Raw genomic sequence first — 16202 nt, 5'->3', positions numbered from 1 at the left:
TGCGGGCCGGTGGGCACACACCGACTCGGTCAGCGCGTTGCCGCGCCTACCGCCTCGGCGAGGGTCTTGTACGGGCTGGCGGCCAGGCGGGCTGCCAGGCCCTGGTGGATGCGGCGGCACCAGAAGGGGCCCTCGTAGATGAAGGCGCTGTAGCCCTGGACGAGCGTGGCGCCCGCCAGGATGCGCTCCCAGGCGTCGTCGGCGGTCTCGATGCCCCCGACACCCACCAGGGTGATCCGGTCGCCCACACGGGCGTACAGGCGGCTCAGGACCTCCAGCGAGCGGGCCTTCACGGGGGCGCCGGAGAGGCCGCCGGCACCGATGGCCTCGACGGTGCGCTTCGGGGTGGCGAGGCCCAGGCCGTCACGGGCGATGGTGGTGTTGTTGGCGATGATGCCGTCCAGGCCCAGCTCGACGGCGAGATCGGCGACGGCGTCGACGTCCTCGTCGGCGAGATCGGGGGCGATCTTCACCAGCAGCGGGACGTGGCGCGAGGTGACCGTGCGGTCGGCGGCCTCGCGGACGGCCGTGAGCAGCGGGCGCAGCGACTCGGTGGCCTGGAGGTTGCGCAGCCCGGGCGTGTTGGGCGACGAGACGTTGACGACGAGGTAGTCGGCGTGGGCGGCCAGGCGCTCGGTGGAGGCGACGTAGTCGGCGACGGCCTCCTCCTCCGGCACGACCTTGGTCTTGCCGATGTTGACGCCGACGGTCGTGCGGAAGACCTCCTTGCGGGCCGCCAGGCGCTCCGCCACGGCCGCCGAGCCGTCGTTGTTGAAGCCCATGCGGTTGATCAGGGCGCGGTCGGCGACGAGGCGGAAGAGGCGCTTCTTGGGGTTGCCCGGCTGGGGCTGGGCGGTGACGGTGCCGATCTCGACGTGGTCGAAGCCGAGCATGGCCATGCCGTCGATCGCGGCGGCGTTCTTGTCGAAGCCGGCGGCGAGGCCGAAGGGGCCGTGCATCCGCAGGCCGAGGGCCTCGGTGCGCAGCTCCTTGTGGCGGGGCGCGAGGACGGCCGCGACGAAGGTGCGCAGGACGGGGACGCCGGCCGCCCGGCGGATCCACGAGAAAGCCAGGTGGTGGGCTCGTTCGGGGTCCATCCGCTGGAAGAACAGTCGGAAGAAGAGGGAGTACATGTGGTGGCGGGCCTTCCACAGCCGAAGGGGAGGTTCCATGGGACCGCCCGTCCGCCCCCGGCTCTCACCGGGGGCGGACGGGCGGGGAGGATCAGGACCTGGCGGCGGTCAGCTGCTCCGCGTGCTCCTGGAGGGAGCGCACGCCCACGTCGCCGCGGCTGAACGCCTCGATGCCCTGGACGGCGGCGGCGAGCGCCTGGACCGTCGTCAGGCACGGCACCGCGCGGGCCACGGCGGCGGTGCGGATCTCGTAGCCGTCGAGGCGGCCGCCGGTGCCGTAGGGGGTGTTGACGATGAGGTCGACCTCGCCGTCGTGGATCAGCTGGACGATCGTCTTCTCGCCGTTCGGGCCCTCGCCCTCGCTCTGCTTGCGCACGACGGTGGCGTTGATGCCGTTGCGCTTGAGGACCTCGGCGGTGCCGGAGGTGGCCAGCAGCTCGAAGCCGTGGGCGACCAGTTCCCGGGCCGGGAAGATCATCGAGCGCTTGTCGCGGTTGGCGACGGAGACGAACGCGCGGCCCTTGGTGGGCAGCGCGCCGTAGGCGCCGGCCTGCGACTTGGCGTAGGCGGTGCCGAAGAGGGTGTCGATGCCCATGACCTCGCCGGTGGAGCGCATCTCCGGGCCGAGGACGGTGTCCACGCCGCGGCCGTGGATGTCGCGGAAGCGCGACCACGGCATCACGGCCTCCTTGACGGAGATCGGCGCGTCCAGCGGCAGGGTGCCGCCGTCGCCGTTCTTCGGCAGCATGCCCTCCTCGCGCAGCTCGGCGATGGTCGCGCCCAGGGAGATCCGGGCGGCGGCCTTGGCCAGCGGCACGGCGGTCGCCTTCGAGGTGAAGGGGACGGTGCGGGAGGCGCGCGGGTTGGCCTCCAGGACGTAGAGGATGTCCCCGGCCATCGCGAACTGGATGTTGATCAGGCCGCGGACGCCGACGCCCTTGGCGATGGCCTCCGTGGAGGCGCGCAGCCGCTTGATGTCGTAGCCGCCGAGGGTGATCGGGGGCAGGGCGCAGGCGGAGTCGCCGGAGTGGATGCCGGCCTCCTCGATGTGCTCCATGACGCCGCCGAGGTAGAGGTCGTGGCCGTCGTAGAGCGCGTCGACGTCGATCTCGATGGCGTCGTCGAGGAAGCGGTCGATGAGCACCGGGTGCTCGGAGATCAGGCCCGCGTGCCGCTCCAGGTAGCCGGCGAGGGAGGGCTCGTCGTAGACGATCTCCATGCCGCGGCCGCCGAGGACGTAGGACGGGCGGACCATGACCGGGTAGCCGATGCCGGCGGCGATGCCCTTGGCCTCGTCGAAGGAGTAGGCGGTGCCGTACTTGGGCGCGGGCAGCCCGGCCTCGGTGAGGACGCGGCCGAAGGCGCCGCGCTCCTCGGCGAGGTCGATGGCCTCCGGGGAGGTGCCGACGATCGGCACGCCGTTGTCCTTGAGGGCCTGGGCGAGGCCGAGCGGGGTCTGGCCGCCGAGCTGGACGATGACGCCCGCGACGGGGCCCGCGAGGGACTCCGCGTGGACGATCTCCAGGACGTCCTCCAGGGTGAGCGGCTCGAAGTAGAGCCGGTCGGAGGTGTCGTAGTCGGTGGAGACGGTCTCGGGGTTGCAGTTGACCATCACGGTCTCGTAGCCCGCGTCGCTGAGCGCGAAGGAGGCGTGGACGCACGAGTAGTCGAACTCGATGCCCTGGCCGATCCGGTTCGGGCCCGAGCCCAGGATGATCACTGCGGGCTTCTCGCGCGGCGCGACCTCGGACTCCTCGTCGTAGGACGAGTAGAAGTACGGGGTCTTCGCGGCGAACTCGGCGGCGCAGGTGTCGACGGTCTTGTAGACCGGGCGGACGCCCAGCGCGTGGCGGACCTCGCGGACGACGTCCTCGCGCAGGCCCCGGATGGCGCCGATCTGGGCGTCGGAGAAGCCGTGGCGCTTGGCCTCGGCGAGCAGCTCGGGCTCGAGCTTCTCGGCGCCGGCCAGCTCGTCGGCGATCTCCTTGATCAGGAAGAGCTGGTCGACGAACCAGGGGTCGATCTTCGTCGCCTCGAAGACCTCCTCCGGGGTGGCGCCGGCGCGGATGGCGGCCATGACCGTGTTGATCCGGCCGTCGGTCGGGCGGACCGCCTTCTCCAGCAGCTCGGCCTTGTCGCCGGGCGCGGAGACGAAGTCGAACTGCGAGCCCTTCTTCTCCAGCGAGCGCAGGGCCTTCTGGAGGGCCTCGGTGAAGTTGCGGCCGATGGCCATGGCCTCGCCGACCGACTTCATGGTCGTGGTGAGGGTGGCGTCGGCGGCCGGGAACTTCTCGAACGCGAAGCGGGGCGCCTTGACCACGACGTAGTCGAGCGTGGGCTCGAAGGACGCCGGGGTCTTCTCGGTGATGTCGTTGGGAATCTCATCCAGGGTGTAGCCCACGGCGAGCCGGGCGGCGATCTTCGCGATCGGGAATCCGGTGGCCTTGGAGGCGAGCGCGGAGGAGCGCGAGACCCGGGGGTTCATCTCGATGACGATGACCCGGCCGTCGTCGGGGTTGATCGCGAACTGGATGTTGCAGCCGCCGGTGTCGACACCGACCTCGCGGATGATCGCGATGCCGACGTCCCGCAGGATCTGGTACTCACGGTCCGTGAGCGTCATCGCCGGGGCGACGGTGATGGAGTCACCGGTGTGGACGCCCATCGGGTCGAAGTTCTCGATGGAGCAGACGACCACGACGTTGTCGTGCTTGTCGCGCATCAGCTCCAGCTCGTACTCCTTCCAGCCGAGGATGGACTCCTCCAGGAGCACCTCGGTGGTCGGGGAGAGCGTGAGGCCCTGGCCGGCGATGCGGCGCAGCTCCTCCTCGTCGTGGGCGAAGCCGGAGCCGGCGCCGCCCATGGTGAAGGAGGGACGGACGACGACCGGGTAGCCGCCGAGCGTGTCGACGCCCGCGAGGACCTCGTCCATGGTGTGGCAGATGACCGAGCGGGCGGACTCGCCGTGGCCGATCTTGGCGTTGACGGCCTCGACGACGCCCTTGAACAGGTCGCGGTCCTCGCCCTTGTGGATGGCCTCGACGTTGGCGCCGATCAGTTCCACGCCGTACTTCTCCAGCACACCGTTCTCGTGCATGGCGATGGCCGTGTTCAGCGCGGTCTGGCCGCCGAGGGTGGGCAGGAGGGCGTCGGGGCGCTCCTTGGCGATGATCTTCTCGACGAACTCCGGGGTGATCGGCTCGACGTAGGTGGCGTCGGCGATCTCCGGGTCGGTCATGATCGTGGCCGGGTTGGAGTTGACCAGGACGACCCGCAGGCCCTCGGCCTTCAGGACGCGGCAGGCCTGGGTGCCGGAGTAGTCGAACTCCGCTGCCTGGCCGATGACGATCGGGCCGGAGCCGATGACCAGAACGGACTGGATGTCGGTGCGCTTAGGCACGCTGGCCCTCCATCAGGGTCACGAAGCGGTCGAACAGGTACGCGGCGTCGTGCGGGCCTGCTGCTGCCTCGGGGTGGTACTGGACGCTGAATGCCGGCTGGTCGAGGAGGTGGAGACCCTCGACCACGTCGTCGTTGAGACAGACGTGGGAGACCTCGACGCGGCCGTACGGCGTGTCGGTCGCGCCCTCGAGCGGGGCGTCGACGGCGAAGCCGTGGTTGTGGGCGGTGACCTCGACCTTGCCGGTCGTACGGTCCTGGACGGGCTGGTTGATGCCCCGGTGGCCGTACTTCAGCTTGTAGGTGCCGAAGCCGAGCGCGCGGCCGAGGATCTGGTTGCCGAAGCAGATGCCGAACAGCGGGGTCTTCCGGGAGAGGACCTCGCGCATCACGGAGACGGGGTGGTCGGCGGTGGCCGGGTCGCCCGGGCCGTTGGAGAAGAACACGCCGTCCGGGTTCACCGCGTAGACGTCCTCGACGGTCGCGGTGGCGGGCAGGACGTGGACCTCGATGCCGCGCTCGGCCATCCGGTGCGGGGTCATGCCCTTGATGCCCAGGTCGATCGCGGCGACGGTGAACTTCTTCGCACCGATCGCGGGGACGACGTAGGTCTCCTTGGTGGCGACCTCGGCGGAGAGGTCGGCGCCCTTCATCTCGGGGGCCTGGCGGACCTCGGCGAGCATCGTGCCCTCGTCGGGCAGCGCGCTGCCGGAGAAGATGCCGACGCGCATCGCGCCGCGCTCGCGCAGGTGGCGGGTGAGGGCGCGGGTGTCGATGCCGCTGATGCCGACGATGCCCTGCTTGACCAGCTCCTCGTCCAGGGAGCGGCGGGAGCGCCAGTTGGAGGGGACGCGGGCGGGGTCGCGGACGACGTAGCCGGCGACCCAGATCCGGCCGGACTCGGGGTCCTCGTCGTTGACGCCGGTGTTGCCGACGTGCGGGGCCGTCATCACGACGACCTGGCGGTGGTACGAGGGGTCGGTCAGGGTCTCCTGGTAGCCGGTCATGCCGGTGGAGAACACGGCCTCGCCGAAGGTCGTCCCGATCGCCCCGTAGGCGCGGCCGCGGAACGTACGACCGTCCTCCAGGACGAGTACGGCGGGGACCTTGCTTCCCCTGCTGGAGGTCGTCATCGTGCGCCTTCCGTAGTGCTGTTCATGGTGCTGATCGCCTCGACCCAGGCGGCGTGGCCGGCCGCCCGGTCGGAGCGGAAGCCCGAGTCGATGGTCTTGTCGCCGTGCTGCCAGGTGATCACGAGCAGGCCCTCGGGGAGGACCTTGCCCGCGATGCCCGTCTCCAGGCGGGCGCCGCGCAGGGCGGCGGCGGGGATGAAGAAGTCCCGGGCGCCGGGCCTTACGACGTCGACGCCCTGCTCCGTCAGGGTGAGCTCGGCCTTGCTGCGCGTGCCCAGCCCCTGCGCCACGATCCGGTCGAGCCACTGCCCGGAGGTGGTGGAGCCGTGGTAGCGGCCACTCATCGTGAGGGTGGGCTCGCCCTGCTCTGCGGGGGCGGTGGGCAGCTCGGGCAGGTCGCCCTGGAGCGTGCCGCGCCACTTCCAGCCCTCGCGCATCAGCCAGTAGAGCAGTGCGACGAAGAGCAGCAGCCCCACCACCCAGCCGGCGCGCGCGGCCCAGTGGGTGACGTCGGCGGACTTCTGCTCCGCCGCCAGAGTGATGATTAGTGCAGGTGTCACGCGAGATTCCCGTCCACGACCGTCGCCCGGCCCCGCAGGAAGGTGTGGGTGACGCGCCCCGGCAGCTCACGGCCCTCGTAGGGGGTGTTGCGGCTGCGGGAGGCGAAGCCCGCGGGGTCCACGACACCACGGTAAGCGGAATCCACCAGCGTGAGGTTGGCGGGCTCCCCCGGGGCGACGGGGCGGCCGTGACCGGCGAGGCTGCCGATCCGGGCGGGCTTGAAGGACATCCGCTCGGCGACCCCGGCCCAGTCCAGCAGCCCGGTCTCGACCATGGTGTGCTGGACGACCGACAGGGCGGTCTCCAGGCCCACCATGCCCATGGCGGCCGCGGCCCACTCGCAGTCCTTGTCCTCGTGCGGGTGCGGTGCGTGGTCGGTGGCGACGATGTCGATCGTCCCGTCGGCCAGGGCCTCACGGAGCGCCATCACGTCGCGCTCGGTGCGCAGCGGCGGGTTCACCTTGTAGACGGGGTTGTACGAGCGGACGAGCTCGTCGGTGAGGAGCAGGTGGTGCGGGGTGACCTCGGCGGTGACGTCGATGCCGCGCGACTTGGCCCAGCGGACGATCTCCACCGAGCCGGCGGTGGACAGGTGGCAGATGTGCACCCGGGAGCCCACGTGCTCGGCGAGGAGGACATCGCGGGCGATGACCGACTCCTCGGCGACGGCCGGCCAGCCGCCCAGGCCCAGCTCGGCGGAGACGACGCCCTCGTTCATCTGGGCGCCCTCGGTGAGCCGGGGCTCCTGGGCGTGCTGGGCGACGACGCCGCCGAAGGCCTTCACGTACTCCAGGGCGCGGCGCATGATCACGGCGTCGTCGACGCACTTGCCGTCGTCGGAGAAGACGGTGACCCCGGCGGCGGAGTCGTGCATGGCGCCGAGCTCGGCGAGCTGCTTGCCCTCAAGGCCGACCGTGACGGCGCCGATGGGCTGGACGTCGCAGTAGCCGGACTCCTTGCCCAGGCGCCAGACCTGCTCGACGACGCCGGCGGTGTCGGCGACCGGGAAGGTGTTCGCCATGGCGAAGACGGCGGTGTAGCCGCCGCTCGCGGCGGCGCGGGTGCCGGTGAGGACGGTCTCGGAGTCCTCGCGGCCGGGCTCGCGCAGGTGGGTGTGGAGGTCGACCAGGCCGGGCAGCAGGATCTTGCCCTCGGCCTCGACGACGGTCGCGCCCTCGGCGGACAGGCCGGAACCGACCTCGGCGATGGTCTCGCCGTCGATCAGGACGTCCTGCGGCTCGCCGCCGAGGACCTTCGCACCACGGATCAGGATCTTGGACATTACTTGCTCTCCTCGGTGCGGGCGTTGTTCGTGCCGACGGCGGGCTCGGAGCCGCCGAGCAGCAGGTAGAGGACGGCCATCCGGGTGCTGACGCCGTTGGCGACCTGCTCGACGGCCGTGCAGCGGTCGGAGTCGGCGACCTGGGCGGTGATCTCCATGCCGCGGTTCATCGGGCCGGGGTGCATCACGATGGCGTGCTCGGGCATCTTCGCCATGCGGTCGCCGTCCAGGCCGTAGCGCCGCGAGTACTCGCGCTCGGTCGGGAAGAACGCGGCGTTCATCCGCTCGCGCTGCACCCGCAGCATCATCACGGCGTCGGACTTCGGCAGCACGGCGTCGAGGTCGTAGGAGACCTCGCAGGGCCAGGTGTCGACGCCGACGGGCACCAGCGTGGGCGGGGCGACCAGGGTGACCTCGGCGCCGAGCGTGGTCAGCAGGTGGACGTTGGAGCGGGCCACCCGGCTGTGCAGCACATCGCCGACGATGGTGATCCGGCGGCCGGACAGGTCCTTGCCGAGGCCGGCGTCCCGGCCGACCAGGCGGCGGCGCATGGTGAAGGCGTCCAGCAGCGCCTGGGTGGGGTGCTCGTGGGTGCCGTCACCGGCGTTGACGACGGCCCCGTCGATCCAGCCGGAGTTGGCGAGCCGGTAGGGGGCGCCGGAGGCGTGGTGGCGGATGACGACGGCGTCGGCGCCCATGGCCTCCAGGGTCAGGGCGGTGTCCTTCAGGGACTCGCCCTTGGAGACCGAGGAGCCCTTGGCGGAGAAGTTGATGACGTCGGCGGAGAGCCGCTTGGCGGCGGCCTCGAAGGAGATGCGGGTCCGCGTCGAGTCCTCGAAGAAGAGGTTGACGACGGTGCGGCCGCGCAGGGTGGGCAGCTTCTTGATCGGCCGGTCCGCGACCCGGGCCATCTCCTCGGCGGTGTCGAGGATCAGGACGGCGTCGTCGCGGGTGAGGTCGGCGGCCGAGATGAGGTGGCGCTTCATCCGGGTGCTCCGTGGGTGTGGAGGTGTGCGAGGGCTGTGGCCGGGCATGCGGCGGCGCACGGACCCGCCCCGCGGGTCCGTGAGGGGCTCGCTACTGCCCGTCGGCCGGGGCGGTCGTGCCCGCGCCGAGGAGCACGCTGTCGCGTCCGTCCTCCTCGGTCAGGTGGACCTTGACCGTCTCCCGCAGCGACGTGGGGAGGTTCTTGCCGACGTAGTCGGCGCGGATCGGCAGCTCGCGGTGGCCGCGGTCGACGAGGACGGCGAGCTGGACGGCACGGGGGCGGCCCAGGTCGTTCATCGCGTCGAGGGCGGCGCGGATGGTGCGGCCGGAGAAGAGCACGTCGTCGACGAGGATGACGAGCCTGCCGTCGATGCCCTCACCGGGGATCTCGGTCCGGGCGAGCGCACGGGCCGGGCGGAGCCGCAGATCGTCGCGGTACATGGTGATGTCGAGGGAGCCGACCGGGGTCTTGCTCCCCGTGATGTCCTCGAGCTTGGCGGCCAGCCGGCGGGCGAGGAAGACACCGCGGGTGGGAATGCCGAGGAGTACGACGTCGTCGGCGCCCTTGGCGCGTTCGACGATCTCATGAGCGATACGGGTGAGGACCCGGGCGATGTCCGGTGCTTCGAGCACGGGGCGCGCGCTGGGAATTGCGTCCATACGAAACGGACCTCCTTCTCCGCCTCACGGGACGGACATTAAAGGACGTCGGATTTACAGGATTCACCGTACCAGGACCCACGACGAACTCCAGCCACAGCCACTGACGGCCCAGGGCGGGGCCCATTCGGCTTGACGAACCGAGATTACGCTGCGTAACCTCACAGTGAGTTACCAGTCGCGCGGCGCGGCCGCGCGATCGATAGAGTGTCCGGGGAGCTTTATGTCCAGCGAATACGCCAAACAGCTCGGGGCCAAGCTCCGCGCCATCCGCACCCAGCAGGGCCTCTCCCTCCATGGCGTCGAGGAGAAGTCCCAGGGCCGCTGGAAGGCCGTTGTCGTGGGTTCTTACGAGCGCGGCGACCGTGCCGTGACCGTACAGCGCCTGGCCGAGCTGGCCGACTTCTACGGCGTGCCCGTGCAGGAGCTGCTGCCCGGCACGACGCCCGGCGGCGCGGCCGAGCCCCCGCCGAAGCTGGTCCTGGACCTGGAGCGACTCGCCCACGTCCCGGCCGAGAAGGCGGGCCCGCTCCAGCGTTACGCCGCCACCATCCAGAGCCAGCGCGGCGACTACAACGGCAAGGTCCTCTCGATCCGCCAGGACGATCTGCGCACCCTTGCCGTGATCTACGACCAGTCGCCCTCGGTGCTCACCGAGCAGCTGATCAGCTGGGGCGTTCTCGACGCGGACGCCCGTCGCGCCGTTCAGCACGAGGACGCGTAACCGTCCACCGTTCTTGACAACAAAACCGCCGTGGGGCGGGAAACCAACCGGTTTCCCGCCCCACGGCGGTTTTTCGTCTGTGAGCTCGCGCTAGGCGCGCCGAAGGCTCGGCTTGAGCTCCTTGAAACGACCGAGGAGACCATTGACGAACGCGGGCGAGTCGTCGGTGGAGAACTCCTTGGCGAGCTCCACCGCCTCGTCGATCGCCACGGCGTCCGGGGTCTCGTCCTCCCAGATCAGCTCGTACGCGCCGAGCCGGACGATGCCGCGGTCCGCGGCCGGCATGCGGTCCAGGTCCCAGTCGATCGCGTAGGTGGCGATCAGCTCGTCGATCCGGGCCGCGCGCTCGGCGTAGCCCTCGACCAGCTGGATCGTGTACGGGTTGACCGGCGGCTGCCTGTCGTCGGTCCGGGCATGCCGGATCCAGTCGGCGAGGACCGACTCCACGGACGAGCCGCGCTGGTCGGCCTCGAAGAGGATCTGGAAGGCGCGCTTACGGGCCTTGCTGCGGGCGGACACGGTTAGCTGTTCACCCGGCCGAGGTAATCGCCGGTGCGCGTGTCGACCTTGATCTTCTCGCCGGTGGTGACGAAGAGCGGGACCTGGATCTCGTAGCCGGTCTCCAGCTTCGCGGGCTTGGTGCCACCGGTGGAGCGGTCGCCCTGGACACCCGGGTCGGTGTGCTCGATGACCAGCTCGACGGCGGCCGGGAGCTCGACGTAGAGCACCTCGCCCTCGTGCGTGGCGACCGTGGCCTCGAAGCCCTCGATAAGGAAGTTCGCGGCGTCGCCGACGGCCTTCCGGTCGATCATCAGCTGGTCGTAGTCCTTCATGTCCATGAAGACGAAGTACTCGCCGTCCATGTACGAGAACTGCATGTCGCGACGGTCGACGGTGGCCGTGTCGACCTTCACGCCCGCGTTGAAGGTCTTGTCGACGACCTTGCCGGAGAGCACGTTCTTCAGCTTCGTACGGACGAAGGCGGGGCCCTTGCCGGGCTTGACGTGCTGGAACTCGACGACGGACCAGAGCTGGCCGCCGTCGAGCTTGAGCACCATGCCGTTCTTGAGGTCGTTCGTGGATGCCACGGTTGCGGTATCTCCTGGGCTGGTGGAACCAGAAAGTGCGGTGCGCTCCTAGAGCGCGAGCAGCTCTTTGGTCGTAATGGTGAGTAGCTCGGGTCCGCCGTCCGCCTCGGGGCGAACGACGAGCGTGTCATCGATCCGGACGCCGCCCCGTCCCGGGAGGTGGACTCCCGGATCTACGGTGACCGGCACGCAAGCGTCCAGTTTACCCATTGCCGACGGTGCCAGCCGAGGGTCCTCGTCGTTTTCGAGCCCGACGCCGTGACCGATCCGGGGTCCGACCCGTTCGCCATGGCCCGCGGCCTCCAGTACGACCCGTGCCGCGCGGTCCACGTCACGGTACGCGGCACCCGGCGCGAGGGCCTCCCGGCCCGCCCGCTGGGCGGCGAAGACCTGCTCGTACAGCTCGATCTGCCAGTCCGCCGGAGAGGCCCCGATGACGAACGTACGGGCGATCTCGCTCCGGTACCCACGATAGTCCGCCCCCAGGCAGACGCTGAGGAAATCGCCCTCCTCCACCCGGCGGTCGGTCGGGACGTGCCCGGCCCGCCCCGAGTGGGGCCCCGCCCCCACCGAGGTGGGGAAGGCCGCGCCGTCCGCGCCGTGGTCGATCAGCCGGCGCTCCAGCTCCAGCGCCAGATGACGCTCGGTACGGCCGACGAGTATCGACTCCAGCAGCTCGCCGAGCGCCTGGTCGGCGATCTCGGCGGCGATCCGCAGCGTCGAGATCTCCTCGTCGTCCTTGATCACCCTCTGCTGCTCCACGGCCGTCCCCAGGTCGCTCAGCCGCAGCCGGGGGGCGACCGAGCGCACCGCGCGGTGCCGGGCCACCGTCAGATGGTGCTCCTCGACTGCGAGCGACCGCACCCCGCGCTCCTCGGCCCGCTCGGCGGCGGCCACGGCCGGATCGCCCTCGGGCGTGGGCAGCACCAGGACGGTCAGCCCGTCCCCGGGGCGGCTGGCGCCCGTGGCGTCCACGAACGGGTCGCTCGCGCACACCAGCGCGTCCTCGCCGTCCGGGCCGAGGAGCAGCGCGGCCCCGGGCGGCGCGCCGCCCGCCAGATACCGGACATTGGCGCCGCCGCAGACCAGGGCGGCCTCGCCACCGGCCGCCGCACACCGCTCGCGCAGCCGCGCGCGGCGCGTCGCGTACACCTCGGACATGCTTCCGAGCGTACGTTCGGCGGCCGGTTCCGGCCTTTCCAGCGCCTCCGACCGGGGCCCTACCAGTTGGTCAGGGCCCGGGTGACGGCCTCGTCGAGCAGCCGGGCGGTGGTGGGGACGTCCAGCTGGGAGTTGTCGATGATGGGCAGGCCCGAGCCGTACCAGCCGGCCATCCGGCCGTGGATCCGGGCGACCTCCTCGTCACCGAGCCGGCGATTGCCGCTGCGTTCGGCGTTGCGTTCGAGGACGACGTCCAGGCCGGGCAGCAGCACCACGGGCAGCAGCCCCGGTCCCACGTGCCGCTTCCAGCCGCCGAGGCCGACGACGGGCCGGTCGGGGAAGACGGCGTCGTCGAGGATGCAGGAGATGCCGTTGGCGATGAAGTTGCGCGCGGCGAAGCCGCAGGTGCGGCGGGCGAGGCGGTACTGGGCCTCGGAGTGGTCGTTCCACCCGGACTGCGGGTCGGCGAAGCCGGAGCGCACCCATTCTCGGACGTCGTCGAGGCTGATGTGCGCCGTGGGCACCCGGCGGGTGTCGGCCCAGTGCCGGGCGACGGTGGTCTTGCCGGCGCCGGCCGGGCCGATGAGGAGGACGGCGACGGCGGCGGCGGTCGCGTCGGCCACGGCCGAGGGCGGGGGGCCGGCGGGCAACGGGGGGTGCGGTGGTGGCGGACCCACGGGGTACTGCATCCGGTGGCACTCCGTCTCGTTCTGGCGGCGGGGCGGTGGGTTTCGGACCGGGGCCCGAAACCCGACCGGAGCGTACCCGAGCGTAGCCGCCCACCCCTCCACCGGGGAAACGCCCCCGCTAGCCCCCGAGTTCCTCCGCCAGCGCCCGCAGCGCCAGCCGGTACGAGCCGATGCCGAAGCCGGCCACCGTCCCGCTGGCGACGGCCGCGATCACGGACGTGTGGCGGAACTCCTCCCGCGCGTACGGGTTGGAGATGTGCACCTCGATGAGCGGCGCCGTCCGCTGGGCCGCCGCGTCGCGCATCGCGTACGAGTAGTGCGTGAACGCGCCGGGGTTGATGACGACCGGCAGCTCGCCGTCGGCCGCCTCGTGGAGCCAGCGCACCAGCTCGCCCTCGTCGTTGGTCTCCCGGACCTCGACGGCGAAGCCGAGCTCGGCGCCGAGCGCCGTGCACGCCTCGACCAGGCCGCGGTAGGAGGTCGAGCCGTAGACGTCGGGCTCGCGCGAGCCGAGCCGGCCCAGGTTGGGGCCGTTCAGCACCAGAACACGACGCACGCTCACGCCGCGATCTCCGCGTGCGCGGCCAGCAGCATCGCCGGGTCCGGGCCCTCCAGGACCGTGGGCCTGGCCAGGCCGTCGAGGACGATGAAGCGCAGCCGGTCGCCGCGGGTCTTCTTGTCGACCTTCATCGTCTCCAGCAGCTTGGGCCACTGGTCGCCCCGGTAGGTGACGGGCAGGCCGACGGCGGTGAGGATCGCGCGGTGCCGGTCGGCGGTGACGTCGTCCAGGCGGCCGGCGATCCGGCCGAGCTCGGCGGCGAAGACCATGCCGACGGCGACGGCCGCGCCGTGCCGCCAGTTGTAGCGCTCGTTCTTCTCGATGGCGTGGGCGAGCGTGTGACCGTAGTTCAGGATCTCGCGCAGGCCCGACTCCTTGAGGTCGGAGGAGACCACCTCGGCCTTGACCCGGATGGCCCGCTCGATCAGCTCGGAGGTGTGCGGGCCCTCGGGCGTACGGGCGCCCTCGGGGTCGGCCTCGATGAGGTCGAGGATCGCCGGGTCGGAGATGAAGCCGGCCTTGATGATCTCGGCGAGGCCGCTGACGTAGTCGTGGACCGGCAGCGACTCCAGCGCGGCCAGGTCGCACAGGACGCCGGCCGGGGGGTGGAAGGCGCCGACGAGGTTCTTGCCCTCGGCGGTGTTGATGCCGGTCTTGCCGCCGACGGCGGCGTCGACCATGCCCAGGACGGTGGTGGGCACGGCGATCCAGCGCACGCCGCGCAGCCAGGTGGCGGCGACGAAGCCCGCCAGGTCGGTGGTGGCGCCGCCGCCCACGCCGACGATGACGTCGGTGCGGGTGAAGTTGGTCTGGCCGAGCGCCTTCCAGCAGTAGGCCGCGACCTCGACGGTCTTGGACTCCTCGGCGTTCGGCAGCTGGATCGCTATGGCCTCGTAGCCCTGGGCGGCCAGGTCCTCTCGGATGGCCTCGCCGGTCGAGGCGAGCGCCTCGGGGTGGAGCACGGCGACCCGCTGGGCCCGGGTGCCGATGAGGCCGGGCAGCTCGTCCAGCAGCTGGCGGCCGACCAGGACCTCGTACGGCGCGGTGCCCGCGCTGCCGGCGACCTGGATGCGGGTGGGGGCGTCGGTCATGCGTTCCTCACTGCGGGGAGTCAGTGGTGTCGGTGGTGGGCGCCGGGGAGGGCCGCAGCGCCTCGAGCACGGCGTCGGCGACCTCGGCCGGGGTGCGGCCGCCGGTGGAGATCACGGCGCGGGCGACCTCGGTGTAGAGCGGTCGGCGCGCTTCCATCAGCTCGCGCCAGCGCTTGCGGGGGTTGACGGCGAGCAGCGGGCGCGGGGCGTCCAGGCCCACGCGGTGCACGGCGTCGGCGAGTTCGACGTCGAGGAAGACCACGGGCAGGCCCTTGAGCAGGGCCCGGGTGCCCGGGTCCATGACGGCGCCGCCGCCGAGGGCGAGCACCCCGGGGTGCTCGGCCACGGCGGTACGGACGGCCTGCCGCTCCAGCTCGCGGAAGTGCGGCTCGCCCTCGTCGACGAAGATCTCCGGGATGGGTTTCCCGGCGGTCTTCTCGATGTCGGCGTCGGTGTCCCGGTAGCCGGTGCCCAGCCGCTCGGCGAGCAGGGCACCGATGGTGGACTTGCCCGCGCCGGGCGGGCCCACCAGGACGAGGACGGGGGTGGTCACTTGATGGCCAGGTTCTCGAGGTAGCCCTGGACGTTGCGGCGGGTCTCGGTGACGCTGTCGCCGCCGAACTTCTCCACCACCGCGTCCGCGAGGACGAGCGCGACCATCGCCTCGGCGACGATGCCGGCCGCCGGGACGGCGCACACGTCCGAGCGCTGGTGGTGGGCCTGGGCGGCCTCGCCGGTGGTCACGTCGATCGTGCGCAGGGCGCGCGGCACGGTGGCGATGGGCTTCATGGCGGCGCGGACGCGCAGCAGCTCGCCCGTGGTCAGGCCGCCCTCGGTGCCGCCGGAGCGGCCGGAGGTGCGGCGGATGCCGTCCTCGGTGGCGACGATCTCGTCGTGCGCCTTGGAGCCGGGCACCCGCGCCAGCTCGAAGCCGTCGCCGACCTCGACGCCCTTGATCGCCTGAATGCCCATCAGGGCGGCCGCGAGGCGGGCGTCCAGCCGGCGGTCCCAGTGGACGTGCGAGCCGAGGCCCACCGGCACACCGTAGGCCAGGACCTCGACGACGCCGCCGAGGGTGTCGCCGTCCTTGTGGGCCTGGTCGATCTCGGCGACCATCGCCTTGCTCGCCGCCTCGTCGAGGCAGCGCACCGGGTCGGCGTCGAGCTTCTCGACGTCGCCGGGGGTGGGGTACACGCCGTACGGGGCCTTGGCGGCGGCCAGCTCCACGACATGGGAGACGATCTCGATGCCGGCCGCCTCCTTGAGGAAGGAGCGGGCGACGGCGCCGAGGGCGACGCGGGCGGCGGTCTCACGGGCGGAGGCCCGCTCCAGGACCGGCCGGGCCTCGTCGAAGCCGTACTTCTGCATCCCGGCGAGGTCGGCGTGGCCGGGGCGGGGGCGGGTGAGCGGGGCGTTGCGGGCCAGCTCGGCCAGCTCGGCGGGGTCGACGGGGTCGGCCGCCATGACCTTCTCCCACTTGGGCCACTCGGTGTTGCCCACCATGATCGCGAGCGGGGAGCCCATGGACAGTCCGTGCCGGACGCCGCCGAGGAAGGTGATCTCGTCGCGCTCGAACTTCATCCGCGCGCCGCGTCCATAGCCGAGCCGCCGCCGCGCCAGGTGGTCCGCCACCATCTCCGTGGTGACCGGCACACCGGCGGGAAGTCCCTCCAGTGTCGCCACGAGTGCGGGGCCGTGCGACTCCCCCGCCGTCAGCCAGCGCAACCTGCTCAAC

The 16202-nt window shown here is 71.6% G+C and carries 16 protein-coding genes; 1 reads left to right on the top strand and 15 read right to left on the bottom strand.

Annotated features, from left to right (window positions below; all coding sequences use genetic code 11):
* Nucleotides 1-29 precede the first annotated feature (29 nt).
* The 7 genes from RM609_RS12410 to pyrR form a co-directional block, all read right to left on the bottom strand.
* The gene (locus tag RM609_RS12410; protein ID WP_311610684.1) at nucleotides 30-1133 is read right to left on the bottom strand and encodes a quinone-dependent dihydroorotate dehydrogenase; all 1104 of its coding nucleotides are present in this window, start codon (nucleotides 1131-1133) and stop codon (nucleotides 30-32) included.
* Between the two features lie 91 nt (nucleotides 1134-1224).
* Nucleotides 1225-4533: a carbamoyl-phosphate synthase large subunit gene (gene carB / locus RM609_RS12405; RefSeq protein WP_311610431.1), complete on the bottom strand. Its 3309-nt coding sequence runs from the start codon at nucleotides 4531-4533 to the stop codon at nucleotides 1225-1227.
* The gene (carA, locus tag RM609_RS12400; protein WP_311610429.1) at nucleotides 4526-5665 is read right to left on the bottom strand and encodes a glutamine-hydrolyzing carbamoyl-phosphate synthase small subunit; all 1140 of its coding nucleotides are present in this window, start codon (nucleotides 5663-5665) and stop codon (nucleotides 4526-4528) included. The genes carB and carA overlap by 8 nt, the downstream gene beginning before the upstream one ends.
* Complete coding sequence (locus tag RM609_RS12395; RefSeq protein WP_311610427.1) at nucleotides 5662-6225, bottom strand: PH-like domain-containing protein; 564 nt, start codon at nucleotides 6223-6225, stop codon at nucleotides 5662-5664. Before RM609_RS12395 ends, carA begins: the two co-directional genes overlap by 4 nt.
* Nucleotides 6222-7508, bottom strand: a complete 1287-nt coding sequence (locus tag RM609_RS12390) for a dihydroorotase (protein WP_311610425.1) — start codon at nucleotides 7506-7508, stop codon at nucleotides 6222-6224. The genes RM609_RS12395 and RM609_RS12390 overlap by 4 nt, the downstream gene beginning before the upstream one ends.
* Nucleotides 7508-8494, bottom strand: a complete 987-nt coding sequence (locus RM609_RS12385) for an aspartate carbamoyltransferase catalytic subunit (protein WP_311610424.1) — start codon at nucleotides 8492-8494, stop codon at nucleotides 7508-7510. The genes RM609_RS12390 and RM609_RS12385 overlap by 1 nt, the downstream gene beginning before the upstream one ends.
* A 91-nt stretch (nucleotides 8495-8585) precedes the next feature.
* Entirely contained in the window at nucleotides 8586-9155 is a 570-nt protein-coding gene (gene pyrR, locus RM609_RS12380; protein ID WP_311610423.1) for a bifunctional pyr operon transcriptional regulator/uracil phosphoribosyltransferase PyrR, read from the bottom strand.
* Between the two features lie 223 nt (nucleotides 9156-9378).
* Here pyrR and bldD point away from each other — a divergent pair, with 223 nt between their 5' ends.
* Nucleotides 9379-9879 (top strand): transcriptional regulator BldD, encoded by a 501-nt coding sequence (gene bldD, locus RM609_RS12375; protein ID WP_004948690.1) that lies wholly within the window; start codon nucleotides 9379-9381, stop codon nucleotides 9877-9879.
* Between the two features lie 90 nt (nucleotides 9880-9969).
* Here bldD and nusB read toward each other — a convergent pair whose 3' ends face one another.
* The 8 genes from nusB to aroC all read right to left on the bottom strand — a co-directional run bounded on the left by nusB (nucleotide 9970) and on the right by aroC (nucleotide 16201).
* The gene (gene nusB, locus RM609_RS12370) at nucleotides 9970-10398 is read right to left on the bottom strand and encodes a transcription antitermination factor NusB (protein ID WP_311610421.1); all 429 of its coding nucleotides are present in this window, start codon (nucleotides 10396-10398) and stop codon (nucleotides 9970-9972) included.
* Nucleotides 10399-10400: 2 nt separating this feature from the next.
* Entirely contained in the window at nucleotides 10401-10967 is a 567-nt protein-coding gene (gene efp, locus RM609_RS12365) for an elongation factor P (RefSeq protein ID WP_311610419.1), read from the bottom strand.
* Between the two features lie 48 nt (nucleotides 10968-11015).
* Nucleotides 11016-12128, bottom strand: a complete 1113-nt coding sequence (locus tag RM609_RS12360) for an aminopeptidase P family protein (protein ID WP_311610417.1) — start codon at nucleotides 12126-12128, stop codon at nucleotides 11016-11018.
* 59 nt (nucleotides 12129-12187) lie between these two features.
* Complete coding sequence (locus RM609_RS12355; protein WP_438828423.1) at nucleotides 12188-12817, bottom strand: AAA family ATPase; 630 nt, start codon at nucleotides 12815-12817, stop codon at nucleotides 12188-12190.
* A 118-nt stretch (nucleotides 12818-12935) separates the two neighbouring features.
* Complete coding sequence (gene aroQ / locus RM609_RS12350) at nucleotides 12936-13379, bottom strand: type II 3-dehydroquinate dehydratase (protein ID WP_311610414.1); 444 nt, start codon at nucleotides 13377-13379, stop codon at nucleotides 12936-12938.
* Entirely contained in the window at nucleotides 13376-14467 is a 1092-nt protein-coding gene (aroB, locus tag RM609_RS12345) for a 3-dehydroquinate synthase (RefSeq protein WP_311610413.1), read from the bottom strand. Before aroB ends, aroQ begins: the two co-directional genes overlap by 4 nt.
* A 7-nt stretch (nucleotides 14468-14474) precedes the next feature.
* Entirely contained in the window at nucleotides 14475-15020 is a 546-nt protein-coding gene (locus tag RM609_RS12340; protein WP_311610412.1) for a shikimate kinase, read from the bottom strand.
* On the bottom strand, nucleotides 15017-16201 hold the full coding sequence (aroC, locus tag RM609_RS12335; protein ID WP_311610410.1) for a chorismate synthase: 1185 nt from the start codon (nucleotides 16199-16201) through the stop codon (nucleotides 15017-15019). Before aroC ends, RM609_RS12340 begins: the two co-directional genes overlap by 4 nt.
* Nucleotide 16202 lies beyond the last annotated feature (1 nt).

This window comes from Streptomyces hesseae (genome assembly GCF_031845785.1).
In the GTDB taxonomy this organism is placed as follows: domain Bacteria; phylum Actinomycetota; class Actinomycetes; order Streptomycetales; family Streptomycetaceae; genus Streptomyces; species Streptomyces hesseae.
This window is presented reverse-complemented; position numbering and strand designations above follow the sequence as displayed.

What these genes read in the sequence shown, in the direction of transcription:
- RM609_RS12360 (WP_311610417.1), bottom strand. Translation starts at nt 12,128, where the DNA reads ATGTCCGAGGTGTACGCGACGCGCCGCGCGCGGCTGCGCGAGCGGTGT.
- RM609_RS12385 (WP_311610424.1), bottom strand. Translation starts at nt 8,494, where the DNA reads ATGAAGCGCCACCTCATCTCGGCCGCCGACCTCACCCGCGACGACGCC.
- pyrR (WP_311610423.1), bottom strand. Translation starts at nt 9,155, where the DNA reads ATGGACGCAATTCCCAGCGCGCGCCCCGTGCTCGAAGCACCGGACATC.
- carA (WP_311610429.1), bottom strand. Translation starts at nt 5,665, where the DNA reads ATGACGACCTCCAGCAGGGGAAGCAAGGTCCCCGCCGTACTCGTCCTG.
- bldD (WP_004948690.1), top strand. Translation starts at nt 9,379, where the DNA reads ATGTCCAGCGAATACGCCAAACAGCTCGGGGCCAAGCTCCGCGCCATC.
- RM609_RS12390 (WP_311610425.1), bottom strand. Translation starts at nt 7,508, where the DNA reads ATGTCCAAGATCCTGATCCGTGGTGCGAAGGTCCTCGGCGGCGAGCCG.
- RM609_RS12410 (WP_311610684.1), bottom strand. Translation starts at nt 1,133, where the DNA reads ATGTACTCCCTCTTCTTCCGACTGTTCTTCCAGCGGATGGACCCCGAA.
- aroB (WP_311610413.1), bottom strand. Translation starts at nt 14,467, where the DNA reads ATGACCGACGCCCCCACCCGCATCCAGGTCGCCGGCAGCGCGGGCACC.
- RM609_RS12355 (WP_438828423.1), bottom strand. Translation starts at nt 12,817, where the DNA reads ATGCAGTACCCCGTGGGTCCGCCACCACCGCACCCCCCGTTGCCCGCC.